The sequence below is a fragment of the Nocardia sp. NPDC051981 genome, from assembly GCF_040680715.1.
In the GTDB taxonomy this organism is placed as follows: Bacteria; Actinomycetota; Actinomycetes; order Mycobacteriales; family Mycobacteriaceae; genus Nocardia.
In genome coordinates this window covers 18,159-33,056 of sequence record NZ_JBFAXK010000007.1, presented here as the reverse complement: position 1 = coordinate 33,056, position 14,898 = coordinate 18,159, and the positions used below count along the sequence as shown (strand labels likewise).

Genomic DNA, 14,898 nt, shown 5'->3' with positions numbered 1-14,898 from the left:
CTACTGGTAGGTGACATCCCCATGCAGCACAAGAAGTTGTGTCTTCACGTGTCCTCACACTGTCCTGCGAGAATGCGAAAAGGGGATGGGCAAGCACGCCACCGACTGCAGAAAATTACAGCGGTGCAATCCGTCACAGCGACCCGGGGTCGGCGTGTCCGCACCCTCCGCAGGTTTGCCGATCAGATGCCCTCCACCGCCGTGTCAGATCCCCAACACCACCTTCGCCGTCGTGAAATAGATGACCAGGCCGGTCGCGTCCACCAGCGTGGTCACCATGGGCGCGGAGATGACGGCCGGGTCGATGCGCAGTTTCTTGGCCAGCAGCGGCATGGTTCCGCCGATGGTCGCCGCCCAGGCACAGATGATCACCAGCGCGATGCCCACCACCCCGGCGATCTTCACCCCCACGAACAGCGTGCCGATCACCATGCCGACCGCGGCCAGCATGCAGCCCAGCAGCAGCCCGACCCGGCATTCCCGCCAGATCACGGCGAACAGGTCCGAGACCCGGACCTCGCCGACCGCGAGCGCGCGTACGCAGGTGGTCGCGGCCTGGGCGCCCGCATTGCCGCCGGATCCGATGAGCAGGGGAATGAACAGCGCCAGGTGCGCGGCCTGCTCGAGGGTTGGCTCGAAGAAGTTGGTGACAGTGACGGTCAGGGTCGCGGCGACCAGCAGCAGCATCAGCCACAGGGCGCGGTAGCGGGCCAGCTGGAACACGCCCGCGGCCATGTAGTGCCCGGACCACGGGGTGGTGCCGGCCTGCCGGGCCATGTCCTCGGAGTCGGCCGCCTCGATGACCTCGACGGCGTCGTCGATGGTGAGCAGGCCCACCAGGCGGTCCTCACTGTCCACCACCGGCAGGTTGATCAGGTTGGCGCCCTGCATGAGCCGGGCCGCCCGCTCCGCCGAGTCGGTGGCGCGCACCGAGACCGGTTCGGCCACAACCAGATCCGCGATCATGGCGTCCGGTGAGCCGAGCACCAGATCGCGTAGTTCGACCACGCCGATCAGGCGGCGGCCCGCGTCCACGACCGGCAGCGTGTAGACGGTCTCGGCGGTGCCGCCCTTGGTCCGGACGGTCTGCAGCGCCTCGGTGACGGGCAGATTCCGCGGCAGCGCAACGACTTCCGGCGTCATGTAGAACCCGACCGACCCCTCCGGGTAGCCGAGCAGGGTGGCGGTCATGCGCCGTTCGCGCGGGCTGAGCCCGGCCAGTACCTTCTTGGCCACCTTGGCCGGCGCCTCGCGCAGCATGCGGGCGCGGTCATCGGGGTCCATGTCCTCGATGAGGTCCCGGAAGCTCTGATCGCGCAGGCCGGACAGGATCTGCTGCTGGTCGACGGGCTCGAGTTCCTCGAAAACGGCCAGCGCGCGGTCCTTGTCGAGCAGCCGGAAGGCCATGCCGGCGGTGACCGCGTCCATGCGGGCCAGCTGCTCGGCGATGACGTGCGGCGGGTGGTTGTCGAGCCACTCCACGGCGGGGGTGAGGTGGCGGCGGTCGACGATGTCGCACAGCGAATCCCCTTCGGGGCGGCGCACATCGGAGACGACAGGGTGCAGGTCGGTCTGCGTCATGGCGGAGTCCTCGGCCGGACGGCGAGTAAAAGAGTGGATGGGAGGCACCGGGGCACACCGCGGGCACCACACCCACCGCCGCCAGAGCAGTTACCGACGGATTCGGGGGGCGATGCCACACGGCCTTCGACTGGGAGGTTCGCCGCGCATGCACCTCACCCCCTCTCGGTAGCCGCTGACAGAAACAACCGCGTTCAGGATACAGCGGGTTGCCTGCGACCCTCGACCTGGCGGGCGGTTCCGTGAGAGGGTCGGAAGCCTGTGGTAGCGCGCCGGTTTGCCGTCGGATCATTTTCCGATCATTTTTTGCCGATCCGGTCGCCGCAGCCGTTGGGCAGGCGTCAGTGATGCCCTACTCTCTGCCTCTGTGCGTGTTTTGGTGCTAGAGGACGACCACCAGCTCTGCCGTGAGGTGACCGATGGGTTGCGCTCGGCCGGGTTCGCGGTGGACCTCGCCCAGAGCATCGCCGACGCGGATTTCAAGATCGCCATCAATCGCTACGACTGCCTGGTGGTGGATCGCGGCCTGCCCGACGGCGACGGCCTGGACCTGGTCGCCGGGGCGCGCAGCGCGGGGCACACGGTGCCCGCGCTCATGCTCACCGGCCGCGACGGGCTCGACGATCGGCTGGCCGGTTTCGAGCACGGCGCCGACGACTACCTGACCAAACCCTTCGCGCTGCCGGAGCTGGTAATGCGGGTGCGGGCGCTGTGCCGCCGCCGCGAACAGCCCACCGCGTCGCGAATCGCGGTGGCGGACATCGATATCGACCTGATGCGCCGCCGAGTCACCCGCGCCGGCATCATGCTGATGCTCACCCCCAAGGAGTTCGCGGTGCTCGAGCTCATGGCGACCCGGCGCGGCAGCGTGGTGACCCGCACCGATCTCATCGAGTGCTGCTGGGACGAAATGGCCGAGCCCGCTTCGAATGTGGTGGACGCGGTGGTGGCGAAGCTGCGTCGCAAGCTCGGGGAGCCGAGCGTGATCGAGACCGTGCGGGGTACGGGATTCCTCATCGGCGGCGGGATCTCGTGAGCGCGCACCGCTCCCCCGCCGTGGCCCGGCTGAAACGGGCCCGCTGGATCATGACCGCGCTGGCCACCGTGATCACCGCGACGGCCGTGCTGGTGTTCGGCTTCGTGGCCGCCTCCATCGACGCGCACGCACGCCAGACCCGCGCACAGGATCAGGCCGAAGAGGTGGCGGGCGGGCTGGCCCGGGCCATTCAGCACGACGACAAGCAGGTGCTGGACCTGTCCACCGTCATCGACGACGAGCTGGCCAAGGGTTCGACGGCGGTCGTGGTGGCGGTGCGCAAACCGGGCGAGCCGTGGAAGCAGGCACACACCTACCAGCGTTCGCTGATGCCCGACGACACCCAGATCTCCACGCTCGCAACGCAAACCGAGGATCACGCCGACGGCCTGCTCTATCAGGGCAGCCGATTCGCGGGCACCGACATCACCGGCCGGTCGGTGACGGTGGCGGGTGCCCCGGTGTTCTGGAACGACTGGGACAGCATCGTGGTCATCCTGGCCGGGACCGAGTCCATGGCCGACGCCGGAGCGCATCGAATCCTGGTGTGGGAGTTGATCGCCGGGGGTGGCCTGCTGGTCCTGCTGTCGGCGGCGGCCACCTTCCTGCTGTCGGGGCGCAGTCAGCGGCAGGCGTTGCGCATGCTGGACGAGCACGAGCAGTTCCTCGGCGACGCCGCGCACGAATTGCGTACGCCGCTCACCACATTGAAGCTGCTCACCGAATCCCGGCCCAAGCCCGAGGAGGTGCAGCAGACGCTGGCCGAGGCGCGCCGGCTCTCGGATCGGATGGCGCGCCTGGTGACCGGGCTGCTGGCCCGCGCCCGCATGCAGTCCGGCATCGCCGAACCCGAGCGCACCCTGCTGCGGCTGGACCAGCTGGCCGAAGCGGTGGCCGAGGAGGCCGCCGACGAGCGCATCGTGGTGACCGCGCACCCCAGCGTGGTGGTGGGCGATCCGCAACTGCTGAGCCTGGCGATCCGGAACATGCTGGAGAACGGGCTGACCCACGGCGCGGTGAACCGGGCAGCGCCGGTCGAGGTGCATGTGGCGGAGGGGCGGGTCAGCATTCGCGACCACGGCCCGGGCGTCGATCCGGTCATGTCGGCCAGCCCGTTCAATCGCGGCGCGGCCGGGCGCAGCGGGCGCAATGGCATCGGGCTGGCCCTGGTCGCCTGGGTGGCGCAGGCGCACGGCGGCAATGCCTCCATCGAGCCCGCGGTCGGCGGCGGCACCATCGCCACGCTGTGGCTGCCGCCCGCCGACATCACGGTGGGCAGTCCGGTCGCCGCGCACCGGTAGCCGAACCCGGTGCGCGGACGGGGCTTACTCGGCGTCGAGCGGCTTGCGGCCGCTGATCGGACCCCAGAGGCCGATGATCACGACCATGGTCACCAGGGCCACGGTGATGACGGTGAACACCGCGCCCGGCCCGCGGCGGTCCAGCAGCGGCAGCAGCAGGAACGGCTGCACGGCCGTGCTCAGCTTGGACAGTGAATAGGTGGTGCCCGACGCGGTGCCGCGCACGCTGGTCGGGAAGGACTCCGGCAGATAGGTGTGGATGGCGTCGGAGAACACATTGCTGGCCAGCGTGAACAACCCGCCCGACACCAGGATCAGCGGCACGGCGGTGGCGAAACCGAAGACCACGCCGAACACCGCCATCAGGGCGGCGCTGCCCACCACCAGGTATTTCCGTTCCACCGCGGGTGGCCATCAGGAACCACACGTTCGGGCTGAACGCGCCCAGCAGCGTGAAGCCCGCGTACAGGCCGATGTTCACCATGAACATGCGCCGGCGGCCGAACACGTCCGAGAGCCGCCCGATCACCAGCGCGCCCAGGAACTGGCCCGCGAAGGCCGAGGCCAGGATGCCACTGAGCTGGTAGGTGGACAGGTGCAGCTGCTGCCGCAGCACGCCGGTGATGGTGCCGGCCAGGAACAGCTCGTAGAGGTCGAAGAACAGGCCCCATGCCGACCAGGGCGACCAGGGCGACCAGGGCGACCAGGGCGACCAGCTTGTAGTGCACGGGACCCAGCGGCAGTTCGTCCAGTCGCACCGGCGGACCGGTCCGGGCAGCGCGGGCGCCACCGAATGTGGTCATTGCCCACACTTAACATTTCGCCGGGCGGACGACCGTGGTTGCGCGCACGATATATGGGTGGACGCGACGGGAGCGGGACTGGAATCACTGACCATGGTGCGGCACGGCCAGAGCACCGTCAACGCGGCGCCGTACACCGGGGCGGAGGAATTCATCACGGGCACACGGGATGCCGACGTGCCGCTGACCGAGCTGGGCGCGGCGCAGGCGGCGGCGGCCGGGAGACGGCTGGCCGGGTTCGATCCGGGCTTCGACCTGGTGCTCTGCTCGCCGTACCTGCGCACCCGCGAGACCGCCCGCATCGCGCTCGTTTTCCTGTCGACGCCGCCCGTGCACTTCGACGAGCGGATCCGAGACCGGGAGCCCGGGGTGCTGTTCGGGCTCACCAGAATCGGCATTCAGCGCCGCTACCCGGACGAGTTCCGGGAGATGCAGCGCTCAGGCGGCTTCTACCATCGCCCGCCGGGCGGCGAATCCTGGCCCGACGTCGCGCTCCGGCTGCGAGCCGTGCTCCGCGAAATGCACGGCCATGTCCTGGTTTTCACCCATGACATCGCAATCGTGCTGACCCGCTACATCTTCGGGGATCTGAGCGAGGCCGAGATCAGCGCCCAGACCAGCGCCCAGGTCCGCAATGCGTCCATAACCCGTTGGGAGCGAGGCGATTCCGGGATGCGGCTCACCTCGTACAACGACACCAGCCACCTGGGCTGATCACGGCCGCGGGCATGTCCACCCGGGCTGACAGGATTCCGTTCCGAGGTGGAGTCGGATAGATCACCCCGGTGGCGCTCTCACGCCTCGGGCGTGCGCTCGTTTCACCCGCGTGTCCACGCGAATTGCCCCGCGTCGACGCTGCCCGGCCGTTATGCGGCGCCGGCCTGGCGCATGTGAGAAGTCACAGGAGCGCCGAAAGCGCATTACTGTGCCTCACAGGAGAGATCGATCCGGCCGCTGGTATCGGCGGCATGCGTTAGCGTTTCAGGTCCCGGAAGGGGCACAACCCGGGGGTGGAAGGGAGTCACGGATGTCCGTGGGAATTCCGGCCCGGGCGGGGCTCACCGTGTCGGGCAACCCGATATCGTCGCCGCTCAAGGATGTGCGCGGGCTCGCGCAGCACATGGTGGGGCATTTCGTCGAAACCGTCGCGCCGTGCGGGACGCTGCCCGGGGACGCCATTCACGGCGACGTCACCGCCATCACCCGCACCTGCCTGGAGCTGGCGGTGGGCATGCTGGACGGGCGCGACATTCCGGAGAAGACCAAGCGATTGGAGGAGGCCGCCGCGCAGTGGGCGCGGGAGGGCATTCCGATCGACACCATCCACCACGCCATCCACGAGGGCTTCAAGATCGGCTCGGAGCTGGTGATGGCCAATGCCATGGCCGGGCACGTGCGCCGCGAGGACGACGACGGCGATGTCACGCTGGTCATCGCGGCCGCCGACATGGACAGCATCATGGGCGGGGCCAAACTCGTGGTGGAACTGCTGGACCGGATGACCTCCGCGGTGGCCATGGCCTACGTGCGGGAGCTGCGGTCGGTGGTGAGCGAACACCACACCGCCGTGCACACGCTCACCTCCGCGCTGCTGGGCGGGCACAGCACCTCCACCATGGCGCGCGAATGCGGGATCGAGATCGCCGAGACGTATCACGTACTGGCGCTGGCGATTCCCGAACATCCCGAGGAGCACTCCCCCACCGTGGACGGTGCGGTGGTGGCGCGGCGCAAGCTGCGCCGGGTACAGGCCGAACTGGCCCACCGGTATCCCGACCGGGTGCTGTCGCTGCTGAGCGTGGACGGCGGCACGCTGCTGGTGCCGGTCACGGCGCTCGCGGACGAGCAGCTCGACGAATTGGTCGAGCAGCTGTCGCGGGCGGCCCGGGTGCCGATTACCGCGACGCTGGTTTCCGCTGCGCCGCAACAGATTCCGGATGCCGCCGACCAGGCGCACGAGCTGCTCGACATCGTGCACCGGCTGCGGCTGGTGCGCGGGTTGTTCCGCTTCGACGAACTGGCGCTGGAATATCAGCTCACCCGGCCGGGACCGGGCCGCGATCATCTGGGGTCGCTGCTGGATCCGCTCGACGAGCACGCAGAGCTGCTGGAGACGCTGCAGTCACACATCAGCAACAACCTGAACCGGCAGCGCACGGCGCGCATGCTGCACGTGCACACCAATACCGTGGACTACCGGCTCAAGCGGATCGGGCAGCTGACCGGGTTCGATCCCACCCAGGCGGCGGGGCTGTGGTACCTGCGCTCGGCGCTGGTGGCCCGCACCTATCAGGCGGCGGGCTGCTGACCGACGGCGGTCGGCCGGCCCGTCGTTCATGGGCACGCCGCCCATGGCCGCGCCCGCGATGTGCAGATCGGGGGCGTAGGTGGCGGCCAGCGCCGCGGCCCACGCGGTGGCCATGCCGCCGCCCGAGTATCCGGCCATGGCGACCGGACTGTGCTCGACCCGCAGATCCGGCACCCGCTGCACGGCGCGGACGCCGTCCAGGGTGATCTGACCGCCGAGTTTGGCCGCGCCGCAGGCGAATCGTGGTCCGAGGTGGTCGGGCAGGGCCAGGGTCCAGCCGCGCTGCAGCAGCACGTTCCAGGCGGGGGCCTCGCGGACCACGAGGTTCGGGTCACCCGCGGCGACGGTCAGCAACAGTGCGCCGATCGCCGCGATGGGAACGCGAATCCTCATGCCGGGCAGCGTAGGAAGGCGCGGTGTGCCAGGACAGAGGGGAGGACGAACCTTTCGAATAGTCACAATGGGCACCGTGATCGTTTGTGAGCGCGTGTCCAGTCTGGGGTGCCAACATTTCTGTTCCAACGCGTAACAACTACCCTCGCGGGGCGCTTGTGACATTTCCAAGGTCGAACCGGAACACATTCCCGCGCAAAACAATCCGGTTACTTTCGGTTACAGGGACGCGCGGCCGCCACAGGTGTCGGCTCGCGCGTCTCCCCGCCACTATTCGAGGAGCAGCACGCATGGCCGGCATCACCGAAGGCAAGGTTCTGTTCGACAGCATCGGGGAGGCGCTCACCCATCGCGTCACCGTGTATCTGGGCGGGCCCGACGAAGGCGCCGAACTCACCATGGAATACGCGGCCACCTGGAAAGAGGCGTCGGATTTCACCGTGGCGGCCGTGCACGCCGGACTGGCCGTGACGGTGGACAGCCGGATCCGGCCGGGACTGCGCCGACTGCCCCGATACGGATTCCGGCACTGAGATACCTTGCGCCCCAAGCGCATTCGATTGGTGCGATTACCGCCCGAAGGCCGGGGCGAAGGCGGTGGCGAGGGTATCCCAGGCCGGGCCCAGCTCGGCGGAGAAGTCCTCCCAGGCGTGGATTCCGGTCGGCTCGTAGTGCACGGTGGCGGGAATTCGCAAGTCGCTCAGTCGTTTCGCGAAATGCTCGGTGCAGACGCGGGCGCCGGCCTCCAGCACCACGCCGCCCCCGGCGGCCTCCAGGGCGGCAGGGATGTCGGGCGACTTCAGTACCTGGGTCAGATCGGGCAGGCCCGGGAGACCGGAGGCGGCCGACAGATAGATCACGGTGCCGCGCAGGGCTTCCGCCCAGACGGTGCTGTCGTGGATCAGCCAGTCGAAGGTGCCGGGCGGGCCCCACAGGTTCATGATGTTGCCGCCGCACGAGGCGACGGTGAGCGCGGTGATCGCACTGCCGGAGGGGTCGATGGTCGAGTAGCAGCCGCTCAATCCGGCGACGGCGCGGTAGAAGCCGGGGTGGCGGTGGGCGAGCATCATCGCGCCCTGCGCACCCATGGAGACGCCCGCGATGGCCCGGCGGCCGTCGGAGTGCAGATAGGGCTCGATGGCGCCGGGTAGCTCGGCGGTCAGGAAGGTCTCCCAGCGATTCCAGCCGAGCGCGGCGTCGGCATGCAGCCAGTCGGTGTACATGCTGCCGGTGGCGCCCACGGGCAGGACCACGTCAACGGGCTTGTCCGCGAAGAATTCCGCCGCGTGCCCCTTGGTCAGCCAGTCGGATACACCCTCGGCGTCCACCCCGTCCAGCAGATAGAGGGTGGGCCGGGGGCCCGCTCCGGAGCCGTGCAGCACATCGACGGCGACGTCGCGGCCCATGGCGGCGGAGGTGACCTCCACCCGCTCCCAGTTCGGGCCGAACTGATGCACCCGCGTCACATCCGCCGGGGACTCGGCCCGATACGGCATTCCGGCACGGGCGGTCGCGCCCAGCGGCGGGCACGCGAGTATCGCCAGCGCCGCCGCGACCCCGGCGGCTGCCCGGGACCTCACGACTCTGCTCCCATATCGGGATTCATCTGAATCATGTTGTGCGACAAGCTAGCTCCTCACGCGGGGCGTGATATCCGAAGAACCCACCGAGCGGGTGCGAGGTTGGCCGCTCGGTGGGTCTTCATCCGATGGGAGTGCAGTTGCGACTGCACCGGCAGTACATGTCTCGAACAAGCAGTCCTCGGCATGCGGGGGCAGGAGAGGACTTCTTACTCACCTCCAAAAACGGGAGTCCTGATGCGATTCCGATTCCGGCATCGACCGCGCAGTTCGGTGATTCGATACCCGAATCACAGCGAGCCTAACCAGGCTCGAACCGTGATCGGCAGGGCGCGAACCACGTTCTGGAGAGTTCACAACAATGGGCGGCGCGGCCGTGGGATCGGCCACAGCAGCGGTTATCCCCGCCGCGTCGCCTGCTCGTCGATCCCCCGAAACGCGTTGTCAACCAACCATTTTCACCTCGAAAATCGAGTTGACCAGCGCATTGCCGCCGAGCTAGGTTCATACCGGATTGTTTGGTCTAGACCATCTGGACCAGTACCCGAGCCGGATTCGATGCAATCGAGAGGAAAATCACGCGTGCAGTCGATGGGATATCCGATCCTGGCGGTCTCCGTTTTCCTGCACGCGGGCTGGAACGTCGCCCTGGGCCGACTCCGCCGCAGCGACCGGCCCATTTCCTCCACCGCCGACATGCTCATCGCGGGCGGCCTGCTCTTCCTCCCGATCGCCATGGCCACCTGGCACTTCGAGCTCTACGCCCTCCCCTTCGCCGCCGCCTCGATCTGCTTCAGCACCATCTACTTCGCACTGCTCGAGAAGGCATACGCCACCGCCCCGGTCGGCGAGGTCTACCCGATCGTGCGCGGCAGCTCCCCGGTCCTGGTCGTCACCGCCTCCGCCATCCTCGGAACGACCATCGGATGGACCCGCTGGCTGGGCGTGGCCTTCATCGCCTCCGGCGTCCTGCTGATCGCCCTCTCCCGAGCCCGGCCCGCCGCTCCGGGCATCACCGGCGGCCGCCGATCCGTCTTGTGGGGTCTCACAATCGGCTGCTGCGTAGCCTCCTACACACTCTTCGACGGTGTGGGCGTTCATCACGCCGCGCCCATCCCCTACCTCGTCACGGTCATGGGCGGCTCCGGAATTGCTTTGAAGGTCAAGGACATAGCCCGCGGCGACCACACCGGGACACTCTCCCTGCGCTCGCTTCCCCTCACCGCCATGGGTGGTGCGGCAATGCTCGGAGCCTTCGGCCTGACGCTGATCGCTATGACCCAGCTGCCGGTGGCGGTAGTGGCCAGCGTTCGAGAATCCAGCATTGTCGTGGGCGCGATTCTCAGCCGAATCCTGCTCGACGAAAGAATTTCTCGACAAGGTGCGATCGGGATCGCAAGTGTACTAACAGGAACGGTGGTCATTGGTTTACCGGCTTGAAGAGCTGCCGCTATGTTGCCGAATTATATTGCGATACTGGACAATTCGGATCTCTTCCGCCGCTTGACAACTTTCGCCATGCGACAGCTGCCCTACCGGACTAGGGCTCACGCCAAGTTGGGAGCCGCAAGCCACCGATCCCGGCCCGCGACTGCACGGATCACCTTCTACGGACACACCGACGTAAAGTTTCAAAAAGGTGGGGGCTGGAACGGGAGATCGGCCTTGCAAGCTCCGCCCCCTCTCCTCCAGGCATCCTTTGTCTTTGGTCTTTCTCTCTTTGGGGTTTGGTTCTTCGGCTTTTGGCTTCTGGGCCTTTGTCTTTCAGCACTTCCCGAACCAGTCGAGGCTCTGCCCGTGCGGGCGCGTATACGCCATCGGAAGGCCGTTCGATGCAAGTACCAGGTGCACGTCTGCCGGTCCAGCCGGGAGTACATCGGTACCGAAATCAACCACTCCCGGCGGCTCATTGGTAATCCACTCACATGGAAGCTCTCGCATCATGGCCGGGAAATCCGCACGATCGGCGCGGGCTAGATAGAGGAGAACAGCACTACCGAAAACTATTACGGGTATATCGGAAGGAGCCTCGTGGACCAGGGCCGCCAGGGCATTGCTGAGATCGCCCCGCACCAGATGCGGCGGATTCTCCCGGGCGATGGCGGCGGCATTGCGCAAGCGGTCCAATCGGTTTCGCTGTTCGGGCCAGACGAGAGATTCCAGCCAGCGCATGTCCTCGGGATCCCGGACATCGAGCGGGTTGAGGTCGATACCCGTGCGGTGCACGACGTTCGGTAGTTCGGTGGGCAGTGGCGGGTTGCCGGTGGTGGCGCATGGCAGGACGACGGTGGAGCGGCCGTCTCGGGGGTCGAGGGTGGGGCCGTCGTCGTAGGTGTAGCTGTACCGGTCGGGGTACAGGCACAGTCCGGCAGAGGCACCGAATTCTATGAGCGCCACCGGATCCGAGCCGTGCCGGGCGAGCAACGGGAGCAGGGTCGCGGTCCGGCCCACCTCATTGGTCTGGGTGCGACGGGTCATGGCGACATCCCGGACCCCGGGCCAGTTGGTGATCAGGAAGTCCTTGAACTCCTCGAATGGCCCGACCGTCACGCCCAGGTAGCGGGCCGCACCGAGGATAAGGTTGGGCTGGCGCTTGTGCACGGGCAGGGTGTCGATGAGGGCGAGAAGCTCTGCATCCCCGGCGATTCCGAGGCACCAGTGCTCGTAGCAGGGCGAGTAGCCCCGTACCTCCTTCTCGGCGAATGCCCGGTATCGATCGGCGGTTTCCATCCTGCCTCCCCCACATCGGCTTTCACGAAAAAGGGCGTCCGCGGCAGGTGCCGGGACGCCCTTATCGATAGCACCTGTCAGAGCATGCAGCTCACGCAGCCCTCGACTTCGGTTCCTTCGAGGGCCATCTGGCGGATGCGGATGTAGTAGAGGGTCTTGATGCCCTTGCGCCAGGCGTAGATCTGGGCCCGGTTGACGTCGCGGGTGGTGGCGCTGTCCTTGAAGAACAGGGTCAGGGACAGGCCCTGGTCGACGTGCTGCGTCGCCGCGGCGTAGGTGTCGATGATCTTCTCGTAGCCGATGTCGTAGGCGTCCTCGAAGTACTCGAGGTTGTCGTTGGTCAGGTAGGGGGCCGGGTAGTAGACGCGGCCGATCTTGCCTTCCTTGCGGATCTCGATCTTGGACGCCACCGGGTGGATGGAACTGGTGGAGTGGTTGATGTAGGAGATCGAGCCGGTCGGCGGCACTGCCTGCAGGTTCTGGTTGTAGATGCCGTGCTCCATGACCGACGCCTTCAGCGCGCGCCAGTCGTCCTGGGTGGGAATGTGGACGCCGGCGTCGGCGAAGATCTGGGCAACGCGGTCGGTCTTGGGCTCCCACGCCTGGTCGGTGTACTTGTCGAAGAACTCGCCGGTGGCGTACTTCGAGTCGGCGAAGCCGCCGAACGCCGAACCCCGCTCCATCGCAATCAGATTCGAGGCACGGATCGCGTGGTAGGCGATCGTGTAGAAGTAGATGTTGGTGAAGTCCACGCCCTCTTCGGAGCCGTAGTGGACCCGCTCGCGCGCCAGGTAGCCGTGCAGGTTCATCTGGCCCAGGCCGATGGCGTGAGACTCGTTGTTGCCCTGCTCGATCGAGGGCACCGAATAGATGTGCGTCTGGTCCGACACCGCGGTCAGCGCGCGAATCGCGACCTCGACCGACTTGCCGAGGTCCGGCGAGTCCATGGTCTTGGCGATGTTCAGCGAACCCAGGTTGCACGAGATGTCCTTGCCCACCTTGGCGTAGGACAGATCGTCGTTGAACTCCGACGCGGTGGAGACCTGCAGGATCTCCGAGCACAGGTTGGAGTGGGTGATCTTGCCCGCGATCGGGTTGGCCCGGTTCACGGTGTCCTCGTACATGATGTACGGGTAGCCCGACTCGAACTGCAGCTCGGCGATGGTCTGGAAGAACTCCCGAGCCTTGATCTTGGACTTGCGGATGCGCTTGTCGTCGACCATCTCGTAGTACTTCTCGGTCACATTGATGTCGGCGAACGGCACGCCGTAGATGCGCTCCACGTCGTACGGCGAGAACAGGTACATGTCCTCGTTCTTCTTCGCCAGCTCGAAGGTGATGTCCGGAATCACCACACCCAGCGACAGCGTCTTGATGCGGATCTTCTCGTCCGCGTTCTCCCGCTTGGTGTCCAGAAACCGGTAGATGTCGGGGTGGTGCGCGTGCAGGTACACCGCACCCGCGCCCTGCCGCGCACCCAGCTGGTTGGCGTAGGAGAACGAGTCCTCCAGCAGCTTCATGATCGGGATGACACCGGAGGACTGGTTCTCGATCTTCTTGATCGGCGCGCCGGCCTCACGAATATTGCTGAGCAACAGGGCAACACCGCCGCCGCGCTTGGACAGCTGCAGGGCGGAGTTGATGGAGCGGCCGATCGACTCCATATTGTCTTCGATGCGGAGCAGGAAGCAGGACACCGGCTCGCCGCGCTGCTGCTTGCCCGAGTTGAGGAAGGTGGGGGTGGCCGGCTGGAAGCGGCCGTCCATGATCTCCTCGACCAGCTCGCGCGCCAGGGTCTCGTCACCGGCGGCCAGGGCCAGGGCCACCATGCACACGCGGTCCTCGAAACGCTCCAGGTAGCGCTTGCCGTCGAAGGTCTTCAGCGTGTACGAGGTGTAGTACTTGAACGCGCCGAGGAAGGTCGGGAACCGGAACTTCTTGGCGTACGCCTGCTTGAACAGCTGCTTGACGAACTCACGGGAGTACTGGTCGAGCACCTCGGTCTCGTAGTAGTTCTCGCGCACCAGGTAGTCGAGCTTCTCCTCCAGATTGTGGAAGAAGACCGTGTTCTGGTTGACGTGCTGCAGGAAGTACTGATGCGCGGCTTCCCGGTCCTTGTCGAACTGGATCTCGCCGTTGGGGCCGTACAGGTTCAGCATCGCGTTGAGGGCGTGATAGTCCAGTCCCTCGGTCGCGGAGTCGCCGCTGACCGGGCGCTCTACGCGGGCAGTCTTTCCGACCGGTGCTGTTGTCGTTGCCAAAACAATCCCAATCCCTCTCGGACGCGCTCGACGTCCTCGGCAGTTCCCATGAGTTCGAAGCGATACAGGTACGGGACCCCTGCCTTACGTGAGATCACTTCTCCCGCATAGCAGTACGTATCGCCGAAGTTCGTGTTGCCGCTCGCGATCACGCCGCGCAGCAGGGCGCGGTTGTGCGGGTCGTTGAGGAACTTGGCCACCTGGCGGGGCACGAATTCCCTGTCGGACCGCTGCCCACCCAAAACGTGCCGACCTCCCCCGTAGGTGGGGACGATCAGCACGAAGGGTTGGTCGACGCGAAGCGAGTCGGCGGTGTGAAGCGGTATGCGAACGGCGGGCAGGCCCAGTCGTTCGACGAAGCGGTGCGTGTTCTCCGAAGCGCTCGAGAAGTAGACCAGACTCGGTGTCGCGCTGGACATCTCGGCCATCTCCCCTCCTTTCGATTCGGACGAACCTGCAGGAGGCCGCCGGCCCTGACCGGCGGCGCGGCGTCAGGCGACGGCGACGATGTCGGACAGAGCCTTGATGCGGTCCGGGCGGAAGCCGGACCAGTGATCGTCACCGGCGACGACGACGGGGGCCTGCAGGTAGCCCAGGGCCATGACGTAGTCGCGGGCTTCGGGGTTCTCGGAGATGTCGATGACGCTGTAGTCGACACCAGCCTTGTCGAGGGCGCGGTACGTGGCGTTGCACTGGACACAAGCGGGCTTGGTGTAAACGGTGATGGTCATTGGTATCCCCTTCTCCTTAGCCTTTGATCTGTCTGCAGTGCACGGCTCAAACAAGATCCACGTAGTAAGTGCGCAAACCCCTGGAAGTGGAACCGAAGCCCCTGGTCGCCCGGTGAACTTCGAGGTGTTCGCCTAGTGGCCTTCCAGCTCCCAAGACACTACACCTAGTGGCCG

General features: G+C 66.6%; 13 protein-coding genes and 2 pseudogenes. 6 read left to right on the top strand and 9 right to left on the bottom strand.

Translation table 11 applies throughout. The annotated features are described in order from the left end of the window. Positions 1–204 precede the first annotated feature (204 nt). Positions 205–1,581: a magnesium transporter gene (gene mgtE, locus AB0L60_RS15290; RefSeq protein ID WP_364613215.1), complete on the bottom strand. Its 1,377-nt coding sequence runs from the start codon at positions 1,579–1,581 to the stop codon at positions 205–207. Positions 1,582–1,948: 367 nt separating this feature from the next. On the opposite strand from mgtE, the gene AB0L60_RS15285 reads away from it, so the two are divergent. Then, on the top strand, positions 1,949–2,617 hold the full coding sequence (locus AB0L60_RS15285) for a response regulator transcription factor (RefSeq protein ID WP_354835110.1): 669 nt from the start codon (positions 1,949–1,951) through the stop codon (positions 2,615–2,617). Continuing rightward, a complete protein-coding gene (locus tag AB0L60_RS15280; protein ID WP_364613211.1) occupies positions 2,614–3,918 on the top strand; it encodes a HAMP domain-containing sensor histidine kinase in 1,305 nt (434 codons plus the stop codon). Before AB0L60_RS15285 ends, AB0L60_RS15280 begins: the two co-directional genes overlap by 4 nt. A gap of 24 nt (positions 3,919–3,942) precedes the next feature. Here the strand turns inward: AB0L60_RS15280 and AB0L60_RS15275 are convergent, their stop codons facing one another. Together AB0L60_RS15275 and AB0L60_RS15270 are read right to left on the bottom strand one after the other, a co-directional pair. Then, a complete protein-coding gene (locus AB0L60_RS15275; protein ID WP_364613208.1) occupies positions 3,943–4,320 on the bottom strand; it encodes an MFS transporter in 378 nt (125 codons plus the stop codon). 58 nt (positions 4,321–4,378) lie between these two features. After that, positions 4,379–4,534: pseudogene (locus tag AB0L60_RS15270) on the bottom strand (MFS transporter); the annotation flags it as partial. Between the two features lie 244 nt (positions 4,535–4,778). Here AB0L60_RS15270 and AB0L60_RS15265 point away from each other — a divergent pair. Next, positions 4,779–5,435: a histidine phosphatase family protein gene (locus AB0L60_RS15265; RefSeq protein WP_364613204.1), complete on the top strand. Its 657-nt coding sequence runs from the start codon at positions 4,779–4,781 to the stop codon at positions 5,433–5,435. A 313-nt stretch (positions 5,436–5,748) separates the two neighbouring features. Continuing rightward, the gene (locus AB0L60_RS15260; RefSeq protein ID WP_364613201.1) at positions 5,749–7,029 is read left to right on the top strand and encodes a helix-turn-helix domain-containing protein; all 1,281 of its coding nucleotides are present in this window, start codon (positions 5,749–5,751) and stop codon (positions 7,027–7,029) included. A 24-nt stretch (positions 7,030–7,053) separates the two neighbouring features. Here AB0L60_RS15260 and AB0L60_RS15255 read toward each other — a convergent pair. Continuing rightward, positions 7,054–7,374: pseudogene (locus AB0L60_RS15255) on the bottom strand (lipase family protein); the annotation flags it as partial. Positions 7,375–7,712: 338 nt separating this feature from the next. Here AB0L60_RS15255 and AB0L60_RS15250 point away from each other — a divergent pair. Then, complete coding sequence (locus tag AB0L60_RS15250; protein ID WP_364613198.1) at positions 7,713–7,955, top strand: hypothetical protein; 243 nt, start codon at positions 7,713–7,715, stop codon at positions 7,953–7,955. Between the two features lie 36 nt (positions 7,956–7,991). Here the strand turns inward: AB0L60_RS15250 and AB0L60_RS15245 are convergent, their stop codons facing one another. Next, positions 7,992–9,002, bottom strand: a complete 1,011-nt coding sequence (locus tag AB0L60_RS15245; RefSeq protein WP_364613195.1) for an alpha/beta hydrolase family protein — start codon at positions 9,000–9,002, stop codon at positions 7,992–7,994. 591 nt (positions 9,003–9,593) lie between these two features. Here AB0L60_RS15245 and AB0L60_RS15240 point away from each other — a divergent pair. After that, positions 9,594–10,442, top strand: coding sequence for an EamA family transporter (locus AB0L60_RS15240; RefSeq protein WP_364613973.1), 849 nt, complete (start codon positions 9,594–9,596; stop codon positions 10,440–10,442). Between the two features lie 324 nt (positions 10,443–10,766). On the opposite strand, the gene AB0L60_RS15235 is transcribed toward AB0L60_RS15240, so the two are convergent. The 4 genes from AB0L60_RS15235 to AB0L60_RS15220 all read right to left on the bottom strand — a co-directional run bounded on the left by AB0L60_RS15235 (position 10,767) and on the right by AB0L60_RS15220 (position 14,724). After that, on the bottom strand, positions 10,767–11,732 hold the full coding sequence (locus tag AB0L60_RS15235; protein ID WP_364613192.1) for a DUF2332 domain-containing protein: 966 nt from the start codon (positions 11,730–11,732) through the stop codon (positions 10,767–10,769). A 77-nt stretch (positions 11,733–11,809) separates the two neighbouring features. Continuing rightward, positions 11,810–13,915 (bottom strand): class 1b ribonucleoside-diphosphate reductase subunit alpha, encoded by a 2,106-nt coding sequence (nrdE, locus tag AB0L60_RS15230; protein WP_364613970.1) that lies wholly within the window; start codon positions 13,913–13,915, stop codon positions 11,810–11,812. 35 nt (positions 13,916–13,950) lie between these two features. Continuing rightward, complete coding sequence (gene nrdI / locus AB0L60_RS15225) at positions 13,951–14,421, bottom strand: class Ib ribonucleoside-diphosphate reductase assembly flavoprotein NrdI (protein ID WP_364613189.1); 471 nt, start codon at positions 14,419–14,421, stop codon at positions 13,951–13,953. 63 nt (positions 14,422–14,484) lie between these two features. Next, positions 14,485–14,724 (bottom strand): redoxin NrdH, encoded by a 240-nt coding sequence (locus AB0L60_RS15220; RefSeq protein ID WP_364613186.1) that lies wholly within the window; start codon positions 14,722–14,724, stop codon positions 14,485–14,487. Between the last annotated feature and the right edge of the window lie 174 nt (positions 14,725–14,898).

Excerpts from the sequence above, each read along its gene's own strand:
- mgtE (WP_364613215.1), bottom strand. The coding sequence starts at position 1,581 with ATGACGCAGACCGACCTGCACCCTGTCGTCTCCGATGTGCGCCGCCCC.
- AB0L60_RS15260 (WP_364613201.1), top strand. The coding sequence starts at position 5,749 with ATGTCCGTGGGAATTCCGGCCCGGGCGGGGCTCACCGTGTCGGGCAAC.
- AB0L60_RS15250 (WP_364613198.1), top strand. The coding sequence starts at position 7,713 with ATGGCCGGCATCACCGAAGGCAAGGTTCTGTTCGACAGCATCGGGGAG.
- AB0L60_RS15240 (WP_364613973.1), top strand. The coding sequence starts at position 9,594 with ATGGGATATCCGATCCTGGCGGTCTCCGTTTTCCTGCACGCGGGCTGG.
- AB0L60_RS15235 (WP_364613192.1), bottom strand. The coding sequence starts at position 11,732 with ATGGAAACCGCCGATCGATACCGGGCATTCGCCGAGAAGGAGGTACGG.
- nrdI (WP_364613189.1), bottom strand. The coding sequence starts at position 14,421 with ATGGCCGAGATGTCCAGCGCGACACCGAGTCTGGTCTACTTCTCGAGC.
- AB0L60_RS15220 (WP_364613186.1), bottom strand. The coding sequence starts at position 14,724 with ATGACCATCACCGTTTACACCAAGCCCGCTTGTGTCCAGTGCAACGCC.